The organism is Proteus appendicitidis (genome assembly GCF_030271835.1).
Classification (GTDB): domain Bacteria; phylum Pseudomonadota; class Gammaproteobacteria; order Enterobacterales; family Enterobacteriaceae; genus Proteus; species Proteus appendicitidis.
The window spans coordinates 581,072-596,275 of sequence record NZ_CP127389.1; the positions used below are offsets into that span (position 1 = coordinate 581,072).

Annotated in this window: 15 protein-coding genes; 8 read left to right on the forward strand and 7 right to left on the reverse strand. The window is 39.1% G+C overall.

The annotated features are described in order from the left end of the window. Window positions 1–11 precede the first annotated feature (11 nt). The 3 genes from murA (at window position 12) to QQS39_RS02850 (ending at window position 3,376) form a co-directional block, all read left to right on the forward strand. Window positions 12–1,274: a UDP-N-acetylglucosamine 1-carboxyvinyltransferase gene (gene murA / locus QQS39_RS02840; protein WP_151434191.1), complete on the forward strand. Its 1,263-nt coding sequence runs from the start codon at window positions 12–14 to the stop codon at window positions 1,272–1,274. Between the two features lie 230 nt (window positions 1,275–1,504). Next, window positions 1,505–2,122: a YagU family protein gene (locus QQS39_RS02845; RefSeq protein ID WP_151434192.1), complete on the forward strand. Its 618-nt coding sequence runs from the start codon at window positions 1,505–1,507 to the stop codon at window positions 2,120–2,122. 192 nt (window positions 2,123–2,314) lie between these two features. Next, complete coding sequence (locus tag QQS39_RS02850; RefSeq protein WP_151434193.1) at window positions 2,315–3,376, forward strand: DUF2157 domain-containing protein; 1,062 nt, start codon at window positions 2,315–2,317, stop codon at window positions 3,374–3,376. Window positions 3,377–3,449: 73 nt separating this feature from the next. Here QQS39_RS02850 and degS read toward each other — a convergent pair whose 3' ends face one another. From degS to zapG, 3 genes are all read right to left on the reverse strand, one after another. After that, window positions 3,450–4,520, reverse strand: a complete 1,071-nt coding sequence (degS, locus tag QQS39_RS02855) for an outer membrane-stress sensor serine endopeptidase DegS (RefSeq protein WP_151434194.1) — start codon at window positions 4,518–4,520, stop codon at window positions 3,450–3,452. 207 nt (window positions 4,521–4,727) lie between these two features. Next, complete coding sequence (gene degQ / locus QQS39_RS02860) at window positions 4,728–6,119, reverse strand: serine endoprotease DegQ (protein ID WP_151434195.1); 1,392 nt, start codon at window positions 6,117–6,119, stop codon at window positions 4,728–4,730. A gap of 230 nt (window positions 6,120–6,349) precedes the next feature. Beyond that, window positions 6,350–6,754, reverse strand: a complete 405-nt coding sequence (zapG, locus tag QQS39_RS02865) for a Z-ring associated protein ZapG (RefSeq protein WP_023582864.1) — start codon at window positions 6,752–6,754, stop codon at window positions 6,350–6,352. Between the two features lie 203 nt (window positions 6,755–6,957). Here zapG and zapE point away from each other — a divergent pair, with 203 nt between their 5' ends. The 5 genes from zapE to sspB all read left to right on the forward strand — a co-directional run bounded on the left by zapE (window position 6,958) and on the right by sspB (window position 11,156). Continuing rightward, window positions 6,958–8,073 (forward strand): cell division protein ZapE, encoded by a 1,116-nt coding sequence (gene zapE, locus QQS39_RS02870; RefSeq protein ID WP_285805347.1) that lies wholly within the window; start codon window positions 6,958–6,960, stop codon window positions 8,071–8,073. Window positions 8,074–8,507: 434 nt separating this feature from the next. Beyond that, entirely contained in the window at window positions 8,508–8,936 is a 429-nt protein-coding gene (rplM, locus tag QQS39_RS02875; RefSeq protein WP_006535327.1) for a 50S ribosomal protein L13, read from the forward strand. Between the two features lie 15 nt (window positions 8,937–8,951). Beyond that, a complete protein-coding gene (gene rpsI, locus QQS39_RS02880) occupies window positions 8,952–9,344 on the forward strand; it encodes a 30S ribosomal protein S9 (RefSeq protein WP_004245284.1) in 393 nt (130 codons plus the stop codon). A 654-nt stretch (window positions 9,345–9,998) separates the two neighbouring features. Further along, complete coding sequence (sspA, locus tag QQS39_RS02885) at window positions 9,999–10,640, forward strand: stringent starvation protein SspA (RefSeq protein ID WP_023582862.1); 642 nt, start codon at window positions 9,999–10,001, stop codon at window positions 10,638–10,640. Between the two features lie 6 nt (window positions 10,641–10,646). After that, entirely contained in the window at window positions 10,647–11,156 is a 510-nt protein-coding gene (gene sspB / locus QQS39_RS02890; RefSeq protein ID WP_285805348.1) for a ClpXP protease specificity-enhancing factor, read from the forward strand. Window positions 11,157–11,267: 111 nt separating this feature from the next. Here the strand turns inward: sspB and QQS39_RS02895 are convergent, their stop codons facing one another. The 4 genes from QQS39_RS02895 to dcuC all read right to left on the reverse strand — a co-directional run bounded on the left by QQS39_RS02895 (window position 11,268) and on the right by dcuC (window position 15,056). After that, complete coding sequence (locus QQS39_RS02895; RefSeq protein WP_265576145.1) at window positions 11,268–11,429, reverse strand: hypothetical protein; 162 nt, start codon at window positions 11,427–11,429, stop codon at window positions 11,268–11,270. Window positions 11,430–11,521: 92 nt separating this feature from the next. Further along, complete coding sequence (locus tag QQS39_RS02900) at window positions 11,522–12,103, reverse strand: hypothetical protein (protein WP_285805349.1); 582 nt, start codon at window positions 12,101–12,103, stop codon at window positions 11,522–11,524. Between the two features lie 395 nt (window positions 12,104–12,498). After that, the gene (locus QQS39_RS02905) at window positions 12,499–13,767 is read right to left on the reverse strand and encodes an amidohydrolase (protein WP_151434199.1); all 1,269 of its coding nucleotides are present in this window, start codon (window positions 13,765–13,767) and stop codon (window positions 12,499–12,501) included. A gap of 14 nt (window positions 13,768–13,781) precedes the next feature. Further along, complete coding sequence (dcuC, locus tag QQS39_RS02910; protein WP_151434200.1) at window positions 13,782–15,056, reverse strand: C4-dicarboxylate transporter DcuC; 1,275 nt, start codon at window positions 15,054–15,056, stop codon at window positions 13,782–13,784. Window positions 15,057–15,204 lie beyond the last annotated feature (148 nt).

The window sequence follows — 15,204 nt, forward strand, 5'->3', positions numbered from 1 at the left end:
GAGTTCTACAGATGGATAAATTTAGAGTACAAGGGCCAACCTGTTTATCAGGTGAGGTCTCTATTTCAGGCGCAAAAAATGCCGCACTACCAATCCTGTTCGCTGCGATCCTTGCCGAAGAGCCAGTAGAATTAACAAATGTTCCTAAATTAAAAGATATCGATACAACGATTAAGTTGCTTAATCGTTTAGGAACCAATGTTGAACGTAATGGCTCAGTTTTCGTTGATGCTCGTAATATTAATGAATTTTGCGCTCCTTACGAATTAGTAAAAACCATGCGTGCTTCTATTTGGGCTTTGGGTCCGCTGGTCGCTCGTTTTGGTCAAGGTCAGGTTTCTTTACCGGGTGGCTGTGCCATTGGCGCTCGTCCTGTTGATCTTCATATTACAGGTTTAGAGCAATTAGGCGCTGAGATCACACTGGATGAAGGCTATGTAAAAGCGCGCGTTGATGGGCGTTTAAAAGGCGCGCATATTGTCATGGATAAAGTGAGCGTGGGTGCCACTATCACCATTATGACTGCTGCGGTATTAGCTGAAGGCAAAACCATCATCGAGAATGCGGCAAGAGAGCCTGAAATTGAAGATACAGCAAACTTCCTCAATACATTAGGTGCCAAAATCAGCGGTGCGGGTACTGATAGCATTACTATTGAAGGCGTAGAGCGCCTTGGTGGTGGTACTTATCAAATTCTACCCGATCGTATTGAAACAGGGACTTTCTTAGTTGCTGCTGCAATTTCTCGTGGTCGTGTTGTTTGCCGTAATGCAAAGCCTGATACATTAGATGCTGTGTTGGCAAAATTACGTGAAGCTGGTGCAGATATTGAAGTAGGCGAAGATTGGATAAGCCTTGATATGCATGGTAAACGCCCTAAAGCGGTAACATTGCGTACTGCGCCACATCCAGGTTTTCCAACTGATATGCAAGCACAATTTAGCCTTTTAAACCTAGTGGCTGAAGGCGCGGGTATGATCACAGAAACGATTTTTGAAAATCGTTTTATGCACATTCCTGAGTTAATCCGTATGGGCGCTCACGCTGAAATCGAAAGTAATACTGTGTTATGCCACGGTGTTGAAAAACTGTCAGGCGCACAAGTGATGGCAACGGATTTACGTGCTTCTGCAAGTTTAGTACTTGCAGGCTGTATTGCTGAAGGCACAACCATTGTTGATCGTATTTACCATATCGATCGCGGTTATGAAAATATTGAAGCTAAATTACAAGGATTAGGCGCAAAAATAGAACGTTTGCGTTCTAATGACTAATTTATTTTAGTTATCCTTTTTTAGCTATTTAAAACCATTTTCAGCTATTTAAAACCATAGTGCATTGTTGTGCTATGGTTTTTTTCATAATATAAATCACTAATAGCTAAATAAAATTTACAAATTTACTTGCTTTTTATGTGATCGACTTATCAGAAAATCGTGCATCTCATCTGAACCTATTTTATTATTGATTCTCATTTACACTTTTTAAATAGGCAAGGACAAAAATGAACCTCTTCGAGCAAACTCCTAAGTCACGGAGACGTTATGGTCTGGCAGCATTTATTGGTTTAATCGCAGGTATTGTTTCTTCATTTGTTAAATGGGGGGCTGAAGTTCCTTTACCTCCAAGAAGCCCAACGGATATGTTTAGTGGTGCTTGTGGCCCTGAATTTATGCTAAGAGCAACGGAATTGGTTGATTGTTCGCGTAATTTTTTAAATCCTCCTTATATTTTCTTACGTGATTGGCTAGGTATTGCTGATCCTAATGCGGTTGTTTATAGCTTTGCTGGTCATGTTTTTAACTGGGTAGGCGTGACTCATATTCTATTTTCGATCGTTTTCGCCGTAGGGTATTGTATTGTTGCTGAACGTTTCCCAAAAATTAAATTATGGCAAGGGTTATTGGCGGGAGCCTTAGCGCAATTATTTGTACATATGATTTCATTCCCATTAATGGGATTAACACCACCGTTGTTCGATCTTCCTTGGTATGAAAATGTTTCTGAAATATTTGGTCATTTAATTTGGTTCTGGTCTATTGAGATTATTCGTCGTGATCTACGTAACCGAATTACACATGAACCTGATCCTGAAGTACCATTAGATCAACCATTTAGATAAATAAAAAATAAATAAAAAATAAATAAAAAGCCAGCGGTAAGCTGGCTTTTTATGGTAATGAAGTACATTTGGTTAAATTTTATTCTCTGCATTATAATAAATTCACTAAAGCCTTTATTATTGCGCGTTTCTGTTGTTTAAAATGTAAGATATATCGATGATAAGCATATAATTGTAAAAGGAAAAGACGATATGCAGGTAACAAGGAAACAAGAGCGCCTCGTTCGCCAAGCATTGGATGAATGGCAACAATCTGGCGCAATCTCGACACAAGAATATCAACAATTAGGAAGTACGTTACATCGTATTCCTTTTGATTGGAAAAGATTAAGTCGCTATGCATTTTGGATAGCGATGGTCTGTTTGATTATTGCTGCTGGAAGTATTTTTAGTGACAGTGCATTAGTCTATTATTTAATTGAGATTTTTAGTGTTTCTGAAATTATGCGAGTTATCTCTCCTGCACTTATTGCTTCAGCGCTCTATTTTTGGGGATTTAAACGACAACGAAAAGAAACACAGTGGCATTACAGTACGGAGTTTATTCTCTTTTTAGGTGTGATGTTTACGGCTATTTTCCTTTGGCAACTGGGAGAATTACTGGATACAGGAAGTGGCCATATTGCTCCTCTCTTTTTAATTGGCTGTGTTATTTATGGTGCAATTGGATTTATCAGTCGCTCCTCGTTGGTGTGGTTATTCTTCTTATTGATGTTAGGAAATTGGTTTGGTGCTGAAACTGGCTATATGTCAGGATGGGGCGCTTATTGGTTAGGGATGAACTATCCTATCCGCTTTGTCTTCTTTGGCGCAGTATTATTAGCAGGCTGTTATTTCCTACAAAATATATTGGCACGCCGTCGTTTATTTACCATGACAAAAATAATGGGGCTGACTTATCTGTTTATTGCGCTATGGATAATGTCTATTTTCGGTAATTACGATCCAGATACGTGGTATCGCACTTCAAGTGTGAATTTGTTGCCTTGGGCGCTATTATTTGGTGTTGTCGCTGTTATTTGTATTTATATTAGCCTTAAAACAGATGATGGTATGTTAAGAGGATTTGGTTTGACCTTCCTTGGCATTAACCTTTATACCCGATTCTTTGAATATTTCTGGGATAGCTTACACAGTGCAATTTTCTTCTTTATTTTGGCAATTTCTCTGATTTTAATTGGACGAAAAGCCGAAAAAATTTGGCATGCTGTTGAAAATAACACCATCGCCAATAAAGAGAGTAAGCGCGAATAGTATAAAGAATAGTGAAATATATTTATTAGTAAAAAGCACCATAAACCCTCGCCCAATGCGGGCGAGGAGGATATTAAGATTCTGGTTGATATTCCGAAATGGTAACATCGACATTAATTTCATTGCCATCACGCAATAATGTCACGGGTAATACCGTACCGGGGCGTGTTTCGGCAATATAATCCATCATTTCCATTGCAGAAGTCGCGGGTGCATGATTAATGCTAAGAATGATATCACCCGTTTTTATTCCCGCTTTATCTGCTGGGCTATTTGGTGTGATACGGAAAATCCGCAACCCTTGAATTTGTTTGATATCGGTATTTGATGAACGAATTTTAGGTAATTCTTTTGCTGTAATACCAATAAAACCACGAATAACACGACCATCACGAATAAGCTTATTCATAATTTTTACCGCAAGTTCAGTCGGAATGGCAAAGCCTAATCCTTCTGCCGTAGGGCGATATCCATTATAAGTACCTGAATCAAACGTCATGGTATTAATACCCACAAGCTCACCTTCAGTATTAATTAATGCGCCACCCGAGTTGCCTTCATTAATTGAGGCATCTGTTTGTAGGAAATTTTGATAACGGGTAGGGCTTAATCCAACTCGACCCGTAGCACTGATGATCCCTTGTGTAATAGTCTGCCCAATATTAAATGGGTTACCAATAGCCAGTACAACATCACCAACATGAGAAATTCGTTTACTATTAATGGGGATCGTTGGGAGTTTATCGGCATCAATTTTTAATACCGCAAGATCGGTTAAAGGATCAGAGCCAATAAGCAAACCTTCATAAAGGTCACCATTTTGGAGCGCGATAAGGATCTGATCAGCATTGTTGATAACATGTTGATTTGTCAGAATATAACCACGACCATCCATAATAACACCCGCACCTAAAGATGTTAGCTCTCGGCCTTCTTGAGAAAAACTCCCCATTGTACTGCTATAAACATTAACAACGGCAGGGGCTGCTCGTCGTACCGCCGTGTTATAGCTAAAAGGTGCATTGAGAAAATCGCCATTCAATAGGCGTTCAATAAAAATAGGGCGAATTGAAGGAACTGCAATCAAAAGAATTGCTGCGGTGAGAAGACCAATTAGAGTTGATCGCAGTAACTTAGTTAACATAAAAATCCTGTATTTATGTCTGACTGTGAAATTATTCGCGTAGGAGCGATGAGAATAGCATAGTTTAACTTATGAAAGCATCGCTCAGCGCATAAAATCCCCATTTAAGTCAATGATGCTTATCCAAAATAGGTATAAAAAAAGCCCTATAATGGAAATTATAGGGCTAAAGAAATCAATAAATTAGATAGGTGAAAAGCTTACTTCTTAGCGCGGTGTATTACGTAACAACAGGTAAATTTCTTCATTACCACGTTGAATATTTAATGCAAGAACAGGCGGTTTAGCATCAATTGCTTTGCGTAAATCGCCTAGTGATGTAATTGGCGTATTATTAATACCAATAATAAGGTCGCCCTTCTGTAAACCGGATACCGCTGCTGCAGAATCTTTCTCTACAGAATCAACAGCAACCGCTTTAACTTGTTTGTTTAAGTAGTTACTTAATGTGGCACCTTGTAGTGCAGGAGAGAAGTTATCTGCGCGTGTTGCATCTGCTGATTGTTTCTCTAATGTCACTTTAACATCCATTGGTTTACCTTGACGGATTAAGCCAATCAGAATTTCTTTACCCGGTGGTGTCGTACCCACTTTAGCTCTTAATTCAGCAAAACTATTGATACGCTTACCATCAACTGAAATTAAAACGTCACCCGGTTTAATGCCTGCTTTTGCTGCGGATGAATCTGGCATTACTTCGCTAACAAAAGCACCGCGTTGTGCATCAATATTAAAGGATTTCGCCAGATCAGAATTCATTTCTGTACCACGAATACCTAAGATGCCACGTTTAACTTCACCATGAGAAATCAGTTGTTGGCTAAGATCACGCGCCATATTACTTGGAATGGCGAAGCCGATACCGATGTTGCCACCACCCGGAGCTAAAATAGCGGTGTTAATTCCGATTAACTCACCATTTAAGTTAACGAGCGCGCCACCAGAGTTACCGCGGTTGATTGAAGCATCTGTCTGGATAAAGTTCTCTAAACCTTCAAGATTTAAACCGCTACGACCTAATGCTGAAATAATACCGGAGGTTGCTGTTTGACCTAAACCGAACGGGTTACCGACTGCAACTGCAAAGTCACCAACGCGTAATTGGTCAGAGTCTGCCATTTTAATTGCGGTTAAATTAGTTGGTTTTTCAATTTGCAGTAATGCGATATCTGTTTGTGGATCACTACCAATTAATTTTGCACTAAATTCACGACCATCATTAATTTGCAGTTGAATTTTATCTGCACCATCAACAACGTGGTTGTTTGTTAATACGTAGCCTTTTTGTGCATCAATGATGACACCAGAGCCTAAGCCTTCAAAAGGGCGAATACTTTGTTGTTGTGATGGGAAGTTTGGACCAAAGAAGAATTTAAACTCTTCAGGTACTTGCTGGCTTTGTACTCGTGTCCCTGAAACGTGTACACTGACAACCGCAGGTAACACTTTTTCTAACATAGGTGCAAGGCTTGGTAGCTGTTCGCCTGATGGCATAACTGCAGGTAGCGCAGCCATACTGGTTGCTGGAATAGTAGAGAGTGAAAGCCCGACACTCATTGCTAATGCACTAAGTAATAATTTTCTTTTTTTAGTCAACATGAATTAGAGTCTCTTGATACAGTTATCAAAATAAAAGTTATTGCTCAAAATGAGCGGATGTCACTAAGACCTGTACTGACAAAGGAAAGTTCATTAAGACATGATGCGCTTCGCTTCCTTTTACACGGATTTACAAGACAAAAGCTATCTTTAAAACCATAGCAAATAATTGTCATTTTATGATGTTTATTAGAAAGAAAAACGCCACAAAAAATGTGGCGTTTTTAATATTAACTGTCTTTTTTATCTGTGGGTCTGAACAATCCAGATGCTCCTTCGGAGTAATCACGAGGTGGCATTTTTATTGGCGATTGATCATTCGCTGCTTCTGATTCACTTAATCGGTAATTAAATGGATTTTCTTGAGCAGGCATATCAGGCATAAGCTCATTAGAGCTTTTTGCCATATGTTGATAAAGCTGACGGTAATCTCTCGCCATGTTATCTAATAGTTCAGCACTTCTAGCAAAGTGGCTGACAAGTTCATTGCGATAAGTATCCAGTTCTTCTTTTTTCGTGTCTAACTCTGCTTTGATAGCATCTTGTTGGCGAAGGGTGCTGTTACCGTAACGCATTGCAAGTGCGCCGATAATAAGACCAACAACTAATCCAATCAGTGCATAAACCCAAACCATGGCAACTCCTTTTCATCTAATAGTGAGGAAGATGGATCCTTCTAACATCATAACCGCTAAAAGGCATGGGTGGAATAATATCCTTAAGCTTAATATAAAATTCGTGTGTTACGTTGATGTTAAAACAATTCTTAATGCTTATAATAGAGCCATTCGACAGATACAAATCAGTATGTCAGAAAATTAAGAATAAGAGGGCATTCATGACTGTTAGTACGCCGTTATCACTTTATGAAGCCGCATTGAAGCAAGGTGACTATCAACCTGATGATGTTCAGCGAAAAACTGTTCTTCATCTTCAACAGATATACCATGCATTATTAAAAGAGACTCCACCAGAAAAAAATTCGCTCACTCAACGATTATTCGGGCGAATTCGCACAAAAAAACAGATTGTTGCACCTGAGCGTGGTTTATATATGTGGGGCGGTGTTGGACGGGGTAAAACATGGTTGATGGATATGTTTTATCAAAGCTTGCCGACAGAACGAAAGCTTCGCTTACACTTCCATCGTTTTATGTTACGCGTTCAAGAAGAGCTAAAAAACTTACAAGGCCATGAGGACCCGCTAGAAATTATTGCTGATGGTTTTAAAGCGCAAACGGATGTGCTCTGTTTTGATGAGTTTTTCGTTTCTGATATTACTGATGCAATGATTTTAGGTACCTTGCTTGAGGCGTTATTTGCTAGAGGCATCACGCTGGTGGCAACATCAAATATTCCACCTGACGAGCTTTATCGTAACGGATTACAGCGCTCTCGTTTTTTACCTGCAATAGAACAGATCAAACACCATTGTGACATTTTAAATGTCGATGCAGGTATTGATTATCGTCTTAGAACATTAACGCAAGCGCATCTTTTTTTATCTCCACTGAACGATAAAAATCGTCAAGAGATGGATAGAATTTTCATGCACTTGGCAACCAACGAACCGCAAGTTGATTGTACTTTAACTATCAATCATCGTCCGATGAAAGTAATAAAGGCATCTAATGGAGTGCTGGCTATTAATTTTTCAACTTTGTGTATGGAACCACGTAGTCAGCTTGATTACATTGAGCTTTCTAAACATTACCATTCTGTTTTGTTGTATGACATGGAGCAAATGGGGACATTAAATGAAGACGCTGCGCGTCGGTTTCTCGCACTTGTTGATGAGTTTTATGAGCGTAAGGTGAAACTTGTTATTAATGCCAATGTAGAAATGAACGAAATTTACCAAGGTGATTTTTTACGTTTTGAATATCAACGCTGCTTATCTCGTTTACAAGAGATGCAAAGTGAAGAATATTTAGTACAACCTCATCTCGCTTAATTTTTAATTCTTGAAGAAAGTCATCTTTCATTATGGTAGGATGACGCAGGTTAAGTTGCTTGATGTTTTTTTCTATGAAAATAGAATGCATTAGGCAGCTTACAAGCGCTCTGGAAAGGAACAATTCTTCTCTTCAGGTAGCAAGAATTTATCAGTCAAATCAGAAAAAAGTGCCAGATTCGTTTTTTTCGCTGAAATATTGAAAAAGAATTCAATTGTTTTTCAATTATGACTCGATTTTTTTTTCTGACTTCTCTATAATCTTGCGACCCCACGTTGCAGCAAGTTTTTTATTTCCCAAAAAACTCGCATTTTAGAGTCAGCAGTGCTACTCGAAGGGGTAGGTTTGCTGGACACAAGAGTCGTGTGAACCTCAATAGTATTTGAACCGAGCGTTCACCAACGTGTAACTAAACATTGGGTAATTTTCAATAATGAAAACTTTTACAGCTAAACCAGAAACCGTAAAACGCGACTGGTACGTTGTTGATGCAGACGGCAAAACTTTAGGCCGTTTAGCAACTGAAATTGCTAGCCGTTTACGCGGTAAGCACAAAGCGGAATATACTCCGCACGTTGATACTGGTGATTACATCATCGTTTTAAACGCTGAGAAAGTAGCGGTAACTGGTCATAAACGTACTGACAAAGTTTACTACCGTCATACTGGTCACGTAGGTGGTATCAAACAAGCGACTTTCGAAGAGATGATCGCCCGTAGTCCTGAGCGTGTAATCGAAATCGCGGTAAAAGGCATGCTGCCAAAAGGGCCTCTGGGTCGTGCGATGTACCGTAAACTGAAAGTTTACGCAGGATCTGAGCACAACCACGCGGCACAACAACCGCAAGTTCTGGACATTTAATCGGGATAATAGGCAATGGCTGATAATCAATACTACGGCACAGGTCGCCGCAAAAGTTCTTCCGCACGTGTCTTCATTAAGCCAGGTAGCGGTAATATCGTAATCAACAAACGTAGCCTAGAAGTTTACTTCGGCCGCGAAACAGCACGTATGGTTGTTCGTCAACCGCTGGAATTAGTTGATATGCTGGGTAAATTAGATTTATACATCACTGTTAAAGGTGGTGGTATTTCTGGTCAAGCTGGCGCGATCCGTCACGGTATCACTCGTGCACTGATGGAATATGATGAGACTCTACGTTCTGATCTGCGTAAAGCTGGTTTCGTAACCCGTGATGCGCGTTCTGTTGAACGTAAGAAAGTGGGTCTGCGTAAAGCACGTCGTCGTCCACAGTTCTCTAAACGTTAATTTGTTATCTTTTAGATATCAATTTGATGTTGAAAACCCGTCTTCACAGGCGGGTTTTTTATTTTTGATTTATTTGTGTTTATTAATAATAAAAACATAATGTTGCTAATACATGATGCTGTTACTCATAAAACAGGCTTTATTTAAGATAACGGTAGTATTAAAAACCCCATTTTTTAGATTTTATCTCTAAATAATTTCATTTTTTAATATTATAATCTTACTTTTAAAGTAGTGTGGCATATTGTGTTGAATTATTTGCATTAGCCCCCCTAAGCAACATGAATTCTGGTAGAATAGTGAGCTTTGATGTCTTTCTTTCTATGATTTCATCATGTGCCAATGGGTATATCGATCGTAATACCGTGATGAGTTTGAAAGTCATACCAAAATTATTATGACAATAATGATTGTTGAATGATTGTTTTGGTATTACTTGATAATGATATGTGCCGCAAAGACAGGTGAGTTTTTAACCCTGTAAAATATGATTATCCCACGATAACGCTGTTATACAGGTAGTTACCCAATGCAGTTAATAACTTAAATGTTTATTTAGGTCTACTGCGTTTGTGTGCTTGTCTTTTAGGAATGGGGAAATGGAAAAAGCATTGTGCTAATTCATTTCTTTAATTGATTAACTTGGAGGTTTTCATGGCTGTCGCTGCCAACAAACGTTCGGTAATGACTTTGTTTTCCGGTCCGACTGATATTTTCAGCCATCAGGTCAGAATTGTCCTAGCGGAGAAAGGTGTCAGTGTTGAAATTGAACAGGTTGAAGCTGGTAATCTTCCACAGGATCTTATCGATCTAAACCCTTACCAAAGTGTACCGACTTTGGTTGATCGTGAGCTGACTCTGTATGATTCACGTATCATCATGGAATACCTTGATGAACGCTTCCCTCATCCTCCTTTAATGCCAGTTTATCCTGTTGCTCGTGGTAGCAGCCGTTTAATGATGCATCGCATCGAGCATGATTGGTATTCTTTAATGAACACCATCGAGAAAGGAACTGAACAGCAAGCCAATGCTGCTCGTAAACAGTTAGCAGAAGAGCTACTGGCTGTATCTCCTGTGTTTAAAGAATATCCTTACTTTATGAGTGAAGAGTTCAGCTTAGTAGATTGCTACCTTGCTCCTCTGTTATGGCGTTTACCGGTGCTCGGTGTAGATTTAAGTGGTGCTGGCGCTAAAGATGTACAAATTTATATGCAGCGTGTTTTTGAACGTGATTCTTTCCTCGCGTCATTAACCGAAGCAGAGCGTGAGATGCGCTTACCTTCAAGAGGGTAATAAAGTATGGAGATCATGGATATGTCTCCGCGTCGTCCGCATTTATTACGTGCGCATTATGACTGGATAATCGAAAACGATTTAACACCACACTTAGTTGTTGATGTGAATGTTGTCGGTGTTCAAGTCCCAATGGAATATGCGCACGATGGTCAAATTGTACTAAATATTTCATCTCGTGCAGTAGATGAGTTAGAGTTAACGCCGTATCAGGTTTTATTTAGTGCAAGCTTTGGTGGCATACCTCGTAAAGTACGAGTGCCTATGGCTGCTGTTATGGCTATTTATGCGAGAGAAAACGGTGCGGGAATGATGTTTGAGCCAGAGCCTGCTTATGAATCTGGTGCATCGTTACAGTTTGCTGAAGATGATAGTGAAAATAACACTATCGCTGCGGCTAGCGAAGGTTTATCTCTTGTCACTGATGAAGCTGTTGAAGCAGATACCTCTTCACCAGATGATGATCCAGAGCCACCTCGCCCTACGGGTCGTCCATCATTGCGTGTAGTGAAATAAGAGATTATCTTATTTGTATTAATGAAAACCCCAGTTCAAATGAACTGGGGTTTTTTGTGTTTTATTGACTGATAGTTTTTTGTAAAAAACAATGAATACTTAACTTGAAGTTTAAAGTAAATTTGGGGTGTTAGATTGCTTAGTGACTTTTCTTTGACCGGTTATTTCAGGAGCCTTCGTTTTAAAGCTCTCTGACATCAATACTTTTGCATTAGTAAGTAAAAGTGTGCGCATTTCTTGAGGTGATAACCGTTTAATATTGTTGCTACTCATTGTTATTTCCCTCACCTTTACAATTTGGTTATATTATAAACAATACAGAGACAACTTCCAATAGTCAGATAAATGAGTTTATTGACTGAATATTATTCGTTATTTAGTAACTTTGACATTAATGACAACTGCATTTTTTGTAGAGTTTCAAATGTCGCATACATGGCTAAATGATCATCAAGTAATTGAAATCCGAATTTTTCATAATGGAAAATAAGTTCTTTATGAGGCTCTACAATATAAATACCTTTACTATCAGTATATTGAGATAAGAAAAATATACTAGCAATAATAACTAACGTTGTTAAGCGTTCAGATAGTGGGTGGTTTTTCTTATTTCGAATAAATGATTCAATAAGGAAAATATGTAAATCTCCACTTGAAGTTGCATAAATGCCGAGCATTGCACCATCAATGCCTCTATTTGTGCATAATCTAAATCCCATATGAAAACTGTTTTCATTAAGGTAATGTGGAAATTTATCTATCCAATTCAATACAGAACGATTATCTTTAACTATTGATTCAAAATCACTTTCTGATAGAACGCTGACTTTTAATTCTAATTGAGCTTTATTAATAAACGTTTGTAAAAAGTGAATAGTTTCATCTAAGTTTAATTTGGGAGACAAAATAGATTTTCCTTTTATATAGGCATACAGAAAAGCTACCACAGTCAAAATTCCCCTCAAAAAATAAATTTTATTAATTTAAAAGAATTAGAGTTACATCAATATTTTTAATGATTTCTAATGAAAAACAAATCAATGCTATTTCCATTTCAAATGATTTGTCATTCATTGGTTTGAAATATAAATATATTTCTTTTTTTTGGTTTTGGCGGTTTTTTATAAATTGTCATTTTACCTAATTAAATTTATCTATTTATCTGTTCTTAGCTAAGAAATTGTTCAATCTCTGTGTTCATCCATGTTTTTGAAAATAATTAAGGTTGGAAGTGGTTTTTCTGAATTGTAGACGTGTTATTGATGAAGTAATTAAAAATATCTAGTTATAAAAAAACGCTCTATATTTCTATAGAGCGTTTAGCTTACTGATTGCGTTGAAATTATTTCAACAGTTCTTCTAAACAACCTGTGTAAAGATTAACTGCAGTCATTAATTGTTTTTCGTCGAAGTCAAAACCTGCTTGGTGGTGACCCGCTGTTCTATCGGCACCCACAACGAAGTACAGTGATTTACCACCACAACGTTGTACTCGTTTTGCTAATACTGTTGCATCTTCACTTCCACCGAATGGACGAGTTGCAACCGCAGTTAGCTCAGAATGTTTACCAACAACTTTGGTCATCACATCAATCAGCTCTTGGTCATTTGTCAGGTCAACGGCTTCGCCCATGATTTCGCTTTCCATTTCTAACTGGAAGCTATGTGCTGCACCTTCAGCCATACGCACGGCATTTGCAGCCATAAAGCTGTTGATCTCTTCGTTTTCACCACGAACTTCAATTTGCATTTCAGCATTAGCTGGAGTGACGTTACGACCTTCACCCGCTTTTAATACACCGATATTGATACGTGACATCCCTTTACCATGGCGAGAAATGCCCAGCATTTGTGTTGCTGCATGGCAAGCGCCAGCTAACGCATTACGACCTAATTCTGGCTCTGCGCCTGCGTGAGATGGTGCGCCTTTAAAACGGAAGTCATATTTAGTGGTGCATAAGAAATGTGTTGGGTTAATAACAATTTCACCACTGTTTGCGATAAAGCCTAAGTGCGCACCTAAGAAGTAATCTGCATCATCCGCGATACCACTTTCAGCCATCGCACGAGCGCCACGAACACCTTCTTCTGCTGGTTGGAATAAGATTTTAACTTTACCAATGACTTTATCTTTATTCTCAACTAACCAGTGAGCAACACCTAAACCGATAGAAATATGTCCATCATGACCACAAGCGTGCATTTCGCCAGGGTGACAAGAAGCAAAATTTTCGGCATGAGGGCGGTGTTTAGTTTCGGTTGCTTCGTTAACACCAACACAGTCGATATCAAAACGCAGTGCGACTGTTGGACCAGCTTTACCACTATCAAAGATAGCCACACAGCCAGTTAGCTCTTTCATTTCATCAAGCAGAGCTTCATCAACTTTATGCTCTCTGGCAACCGCTAGGCCTTTTTCAACGACTTGACGGCGGCGACCAAAAGCAAACTCTTGATTGATAACGTCTGGGCCAACTTTAACTTCTAAACCTAAGCTACGTAGTTCTTTGACGATTTTTGCTGTGGTTAAAAATTCTGACCAACCAATTTCTGGATATTGGTGAAACTCACGACGCCATTTAATTAATTTTTCTAGTGTAATTGCTGACATATTCATTTCTCCACTTATAACATGAATAACGCAACAGCGATGACGCCGATAATCATACCTGGTGCGGTACGTTTTGCGATTTCCATAGGGTTAACATTTGCAAGGCCAGCACAAACAATCGCTGCACCTGCCAGTGGTGACATAGTACGACCTAACGCGCCAGATAATGCCGCTGCCATACCCATATCAGGGATTTCATAACCGAATTGTGCAGCATGAGGTGTTACTGTTTCGTTGAATGCGAATGCTGCTGCGTCACCAGAACCTGTGATAATACCCATTAAGAATGGCCCTAAAGTACCACCCCAGCGAGCAAATTCAGGAGAATGAGTTAAGAAGTTGATGAACGCGTCGATTAAACCAGATGCTTTCAGACCGGCTGCGAATACTGCTGCTGCAATGATGATACCTAATACATCACCATAAGCATTACCCATACCTTTAAAGAACTCTTTCGTAATTTGGGCAGGGTTAGTTAATGTGATGAACAGAGCATAGATAGAACCGATTAACATTGCCGCTGGTACAGACAGTTTAAATGTACTGAAAGTCTCGAAGAATGGCAGAATTAACAGGATTAACGGAATGAACGGCGCTGTTGCATATAAATAGTTAGGACGAATAGCTTCTGGTGTTGCTTGTGCTGATGAAGATGATGCATCACCCGTAGCAGAAGCCATTTTGAACTCTTTTTTCACTAAAGCGACAACCGCCAGTGAAACTGCTGCGATACCACCAGCCATTAAGCTGTATGGGCTATGGCGAGCGATTAAATCAACCACTTCCATATTTGCCATGTTAGCAACGAAGGCGTTATGCGACATACCTGGGCTTAGCATGGAGCCGATAGTACCACATAATACTGCACCGCCAGCGATAGCTGGGTGAATACGTGCTGCGATTAATAATGGAATGAGTGTTGCACCCACCGCTGCTGCACAACCTGCTGCTGATGGAATTGCAATATTAATAAAATACGTTACGACAACAGTGGCTGGAATAAGGAAGAAGCCCAGACGAGTCATTACTTTTGATAAAACATGAACCAGATGCATATCGCATTTGGTATATTTCATAACATAAGCAAAACCCATACTCGAACAGATAGCTTGAATTAATGATGAAGACACCATGCGCTCACTAAATGCGGCAAACGCATCTAATGGGCTTAGACTTAAAATACAGAGTAATAAGCCCGCACCAATTAGCACCATTCGGGTTTCATATTTTTTTATTAGCAAATAGACCGTTACGATAATAACGGCTACGGCTATAAGTTGCATCACCATAGTGATCCCCTAGTTAATTATGACAATACTATTAATTGTGAAAACGAACCTAACATCAATAAATTATATTTTTCTGTAAAGTTATTAGGTGACTCCATTATGAAGTTGGTTGATTGACAATATTTGATTGTTATCAAATTTAATAGCC

Excerpts from the sequence above, each read along its gene's own strand:
- degS (WP_151434194.1), bottom strand. The coding sequence starts at position 4,520 with ATGTTAACTAAGTTACTGCGATCAACTCTAATTGGTCTTCTCACCGCA.
- zapE (WP_285805347.1), top strand. The coding sequence starts at position 6,958 with ATGACTGTTAGTACGCCGTTATCACTTTATGAAGCCGCATTGAAGCAA.
- rplM (WP_006535327.1), top strand. The coding sequence starts at position 8,508 with ATGAAAACTTTTACAGCTAAACCAGAAACCGTAAAACGCGACTGGTAC.
- QQS39_RS02905 (WP_151434199.1), bottom strand. The coding sequence starts at position 13,767 with ATGTCAGCAATTACACTAGAAAAATTAATTAAATGGCGTCGTGAGTTT.
- QQS39_RS02850 (WP_151434193.1), top strand. The coding sequence starts at position 2,315 with ATGCAGGTAACAAGGAAACAAGAGCGCCTCGTTCGCCAAGCATTGGAT.
- QQS39_RS02845 (WP_151434192.1), top strand. The coding sequence starts at position 1,505 with ATGAACCTCTTCGAGCAAACTCCTAAGTCACGGAGACGTTATGGTCTG.
- zapG (WP_023582864.1), bottom strand. The coding sequence starts at position 6,754 with ATGGTTTGGGTTTATGCACTGATTGGATTAGTTGTTGGTCTTATTATC.
- dcuC (WP_151434200.1), bottom strand. The coding sequence starts at position 15,056 with ATGGTGATGCAACTTATAGCCGTAGCCGTTATTATCGTAACGGTCTAT.
- rpsI (WP_004245284.1), top strand. The coding sequence starts at position 8,952 with ATGGCTGATAATCAATACTACGGCACAGGTCGCCGCAAAAGTTCTTCC.
- murA (WP_151434191.1), top strand. The coding sequence starts at position 12 with ATGGATAAATTTAGAGTACAAGGGCCAACCTGTTTATCAGGTGAGGTC.
- QQS39_RS02895 (WP_265576145.1), bottom strand. The coding sequence starts at position 11,429 with ATGAGTAGCAACAATATTAAACGGTTATCACCTCAAGAAATGCGCACA.
- degQ (WP_151434195.1), bottom strand. The coding sequence starts at position 6,119 with ATGTTGACTAAAAAAAGAAAATTATTACTTAGTGCATTAGCAATGAGT.
- sspA (WP_023582862.1), top strand. The coding sequence starts at position 9,999 with ATGGCTGTCGCTGCCAACAAACGTTCGGTAATGACTTTGTTTTCCGGT.
- sspB (WP_285805348.1), top strand. The coding sequence starts at position 10,647 with ATGGAGATCATGGATATGTCTCCGCGTCGTCCGCATTTATTACGTGCG.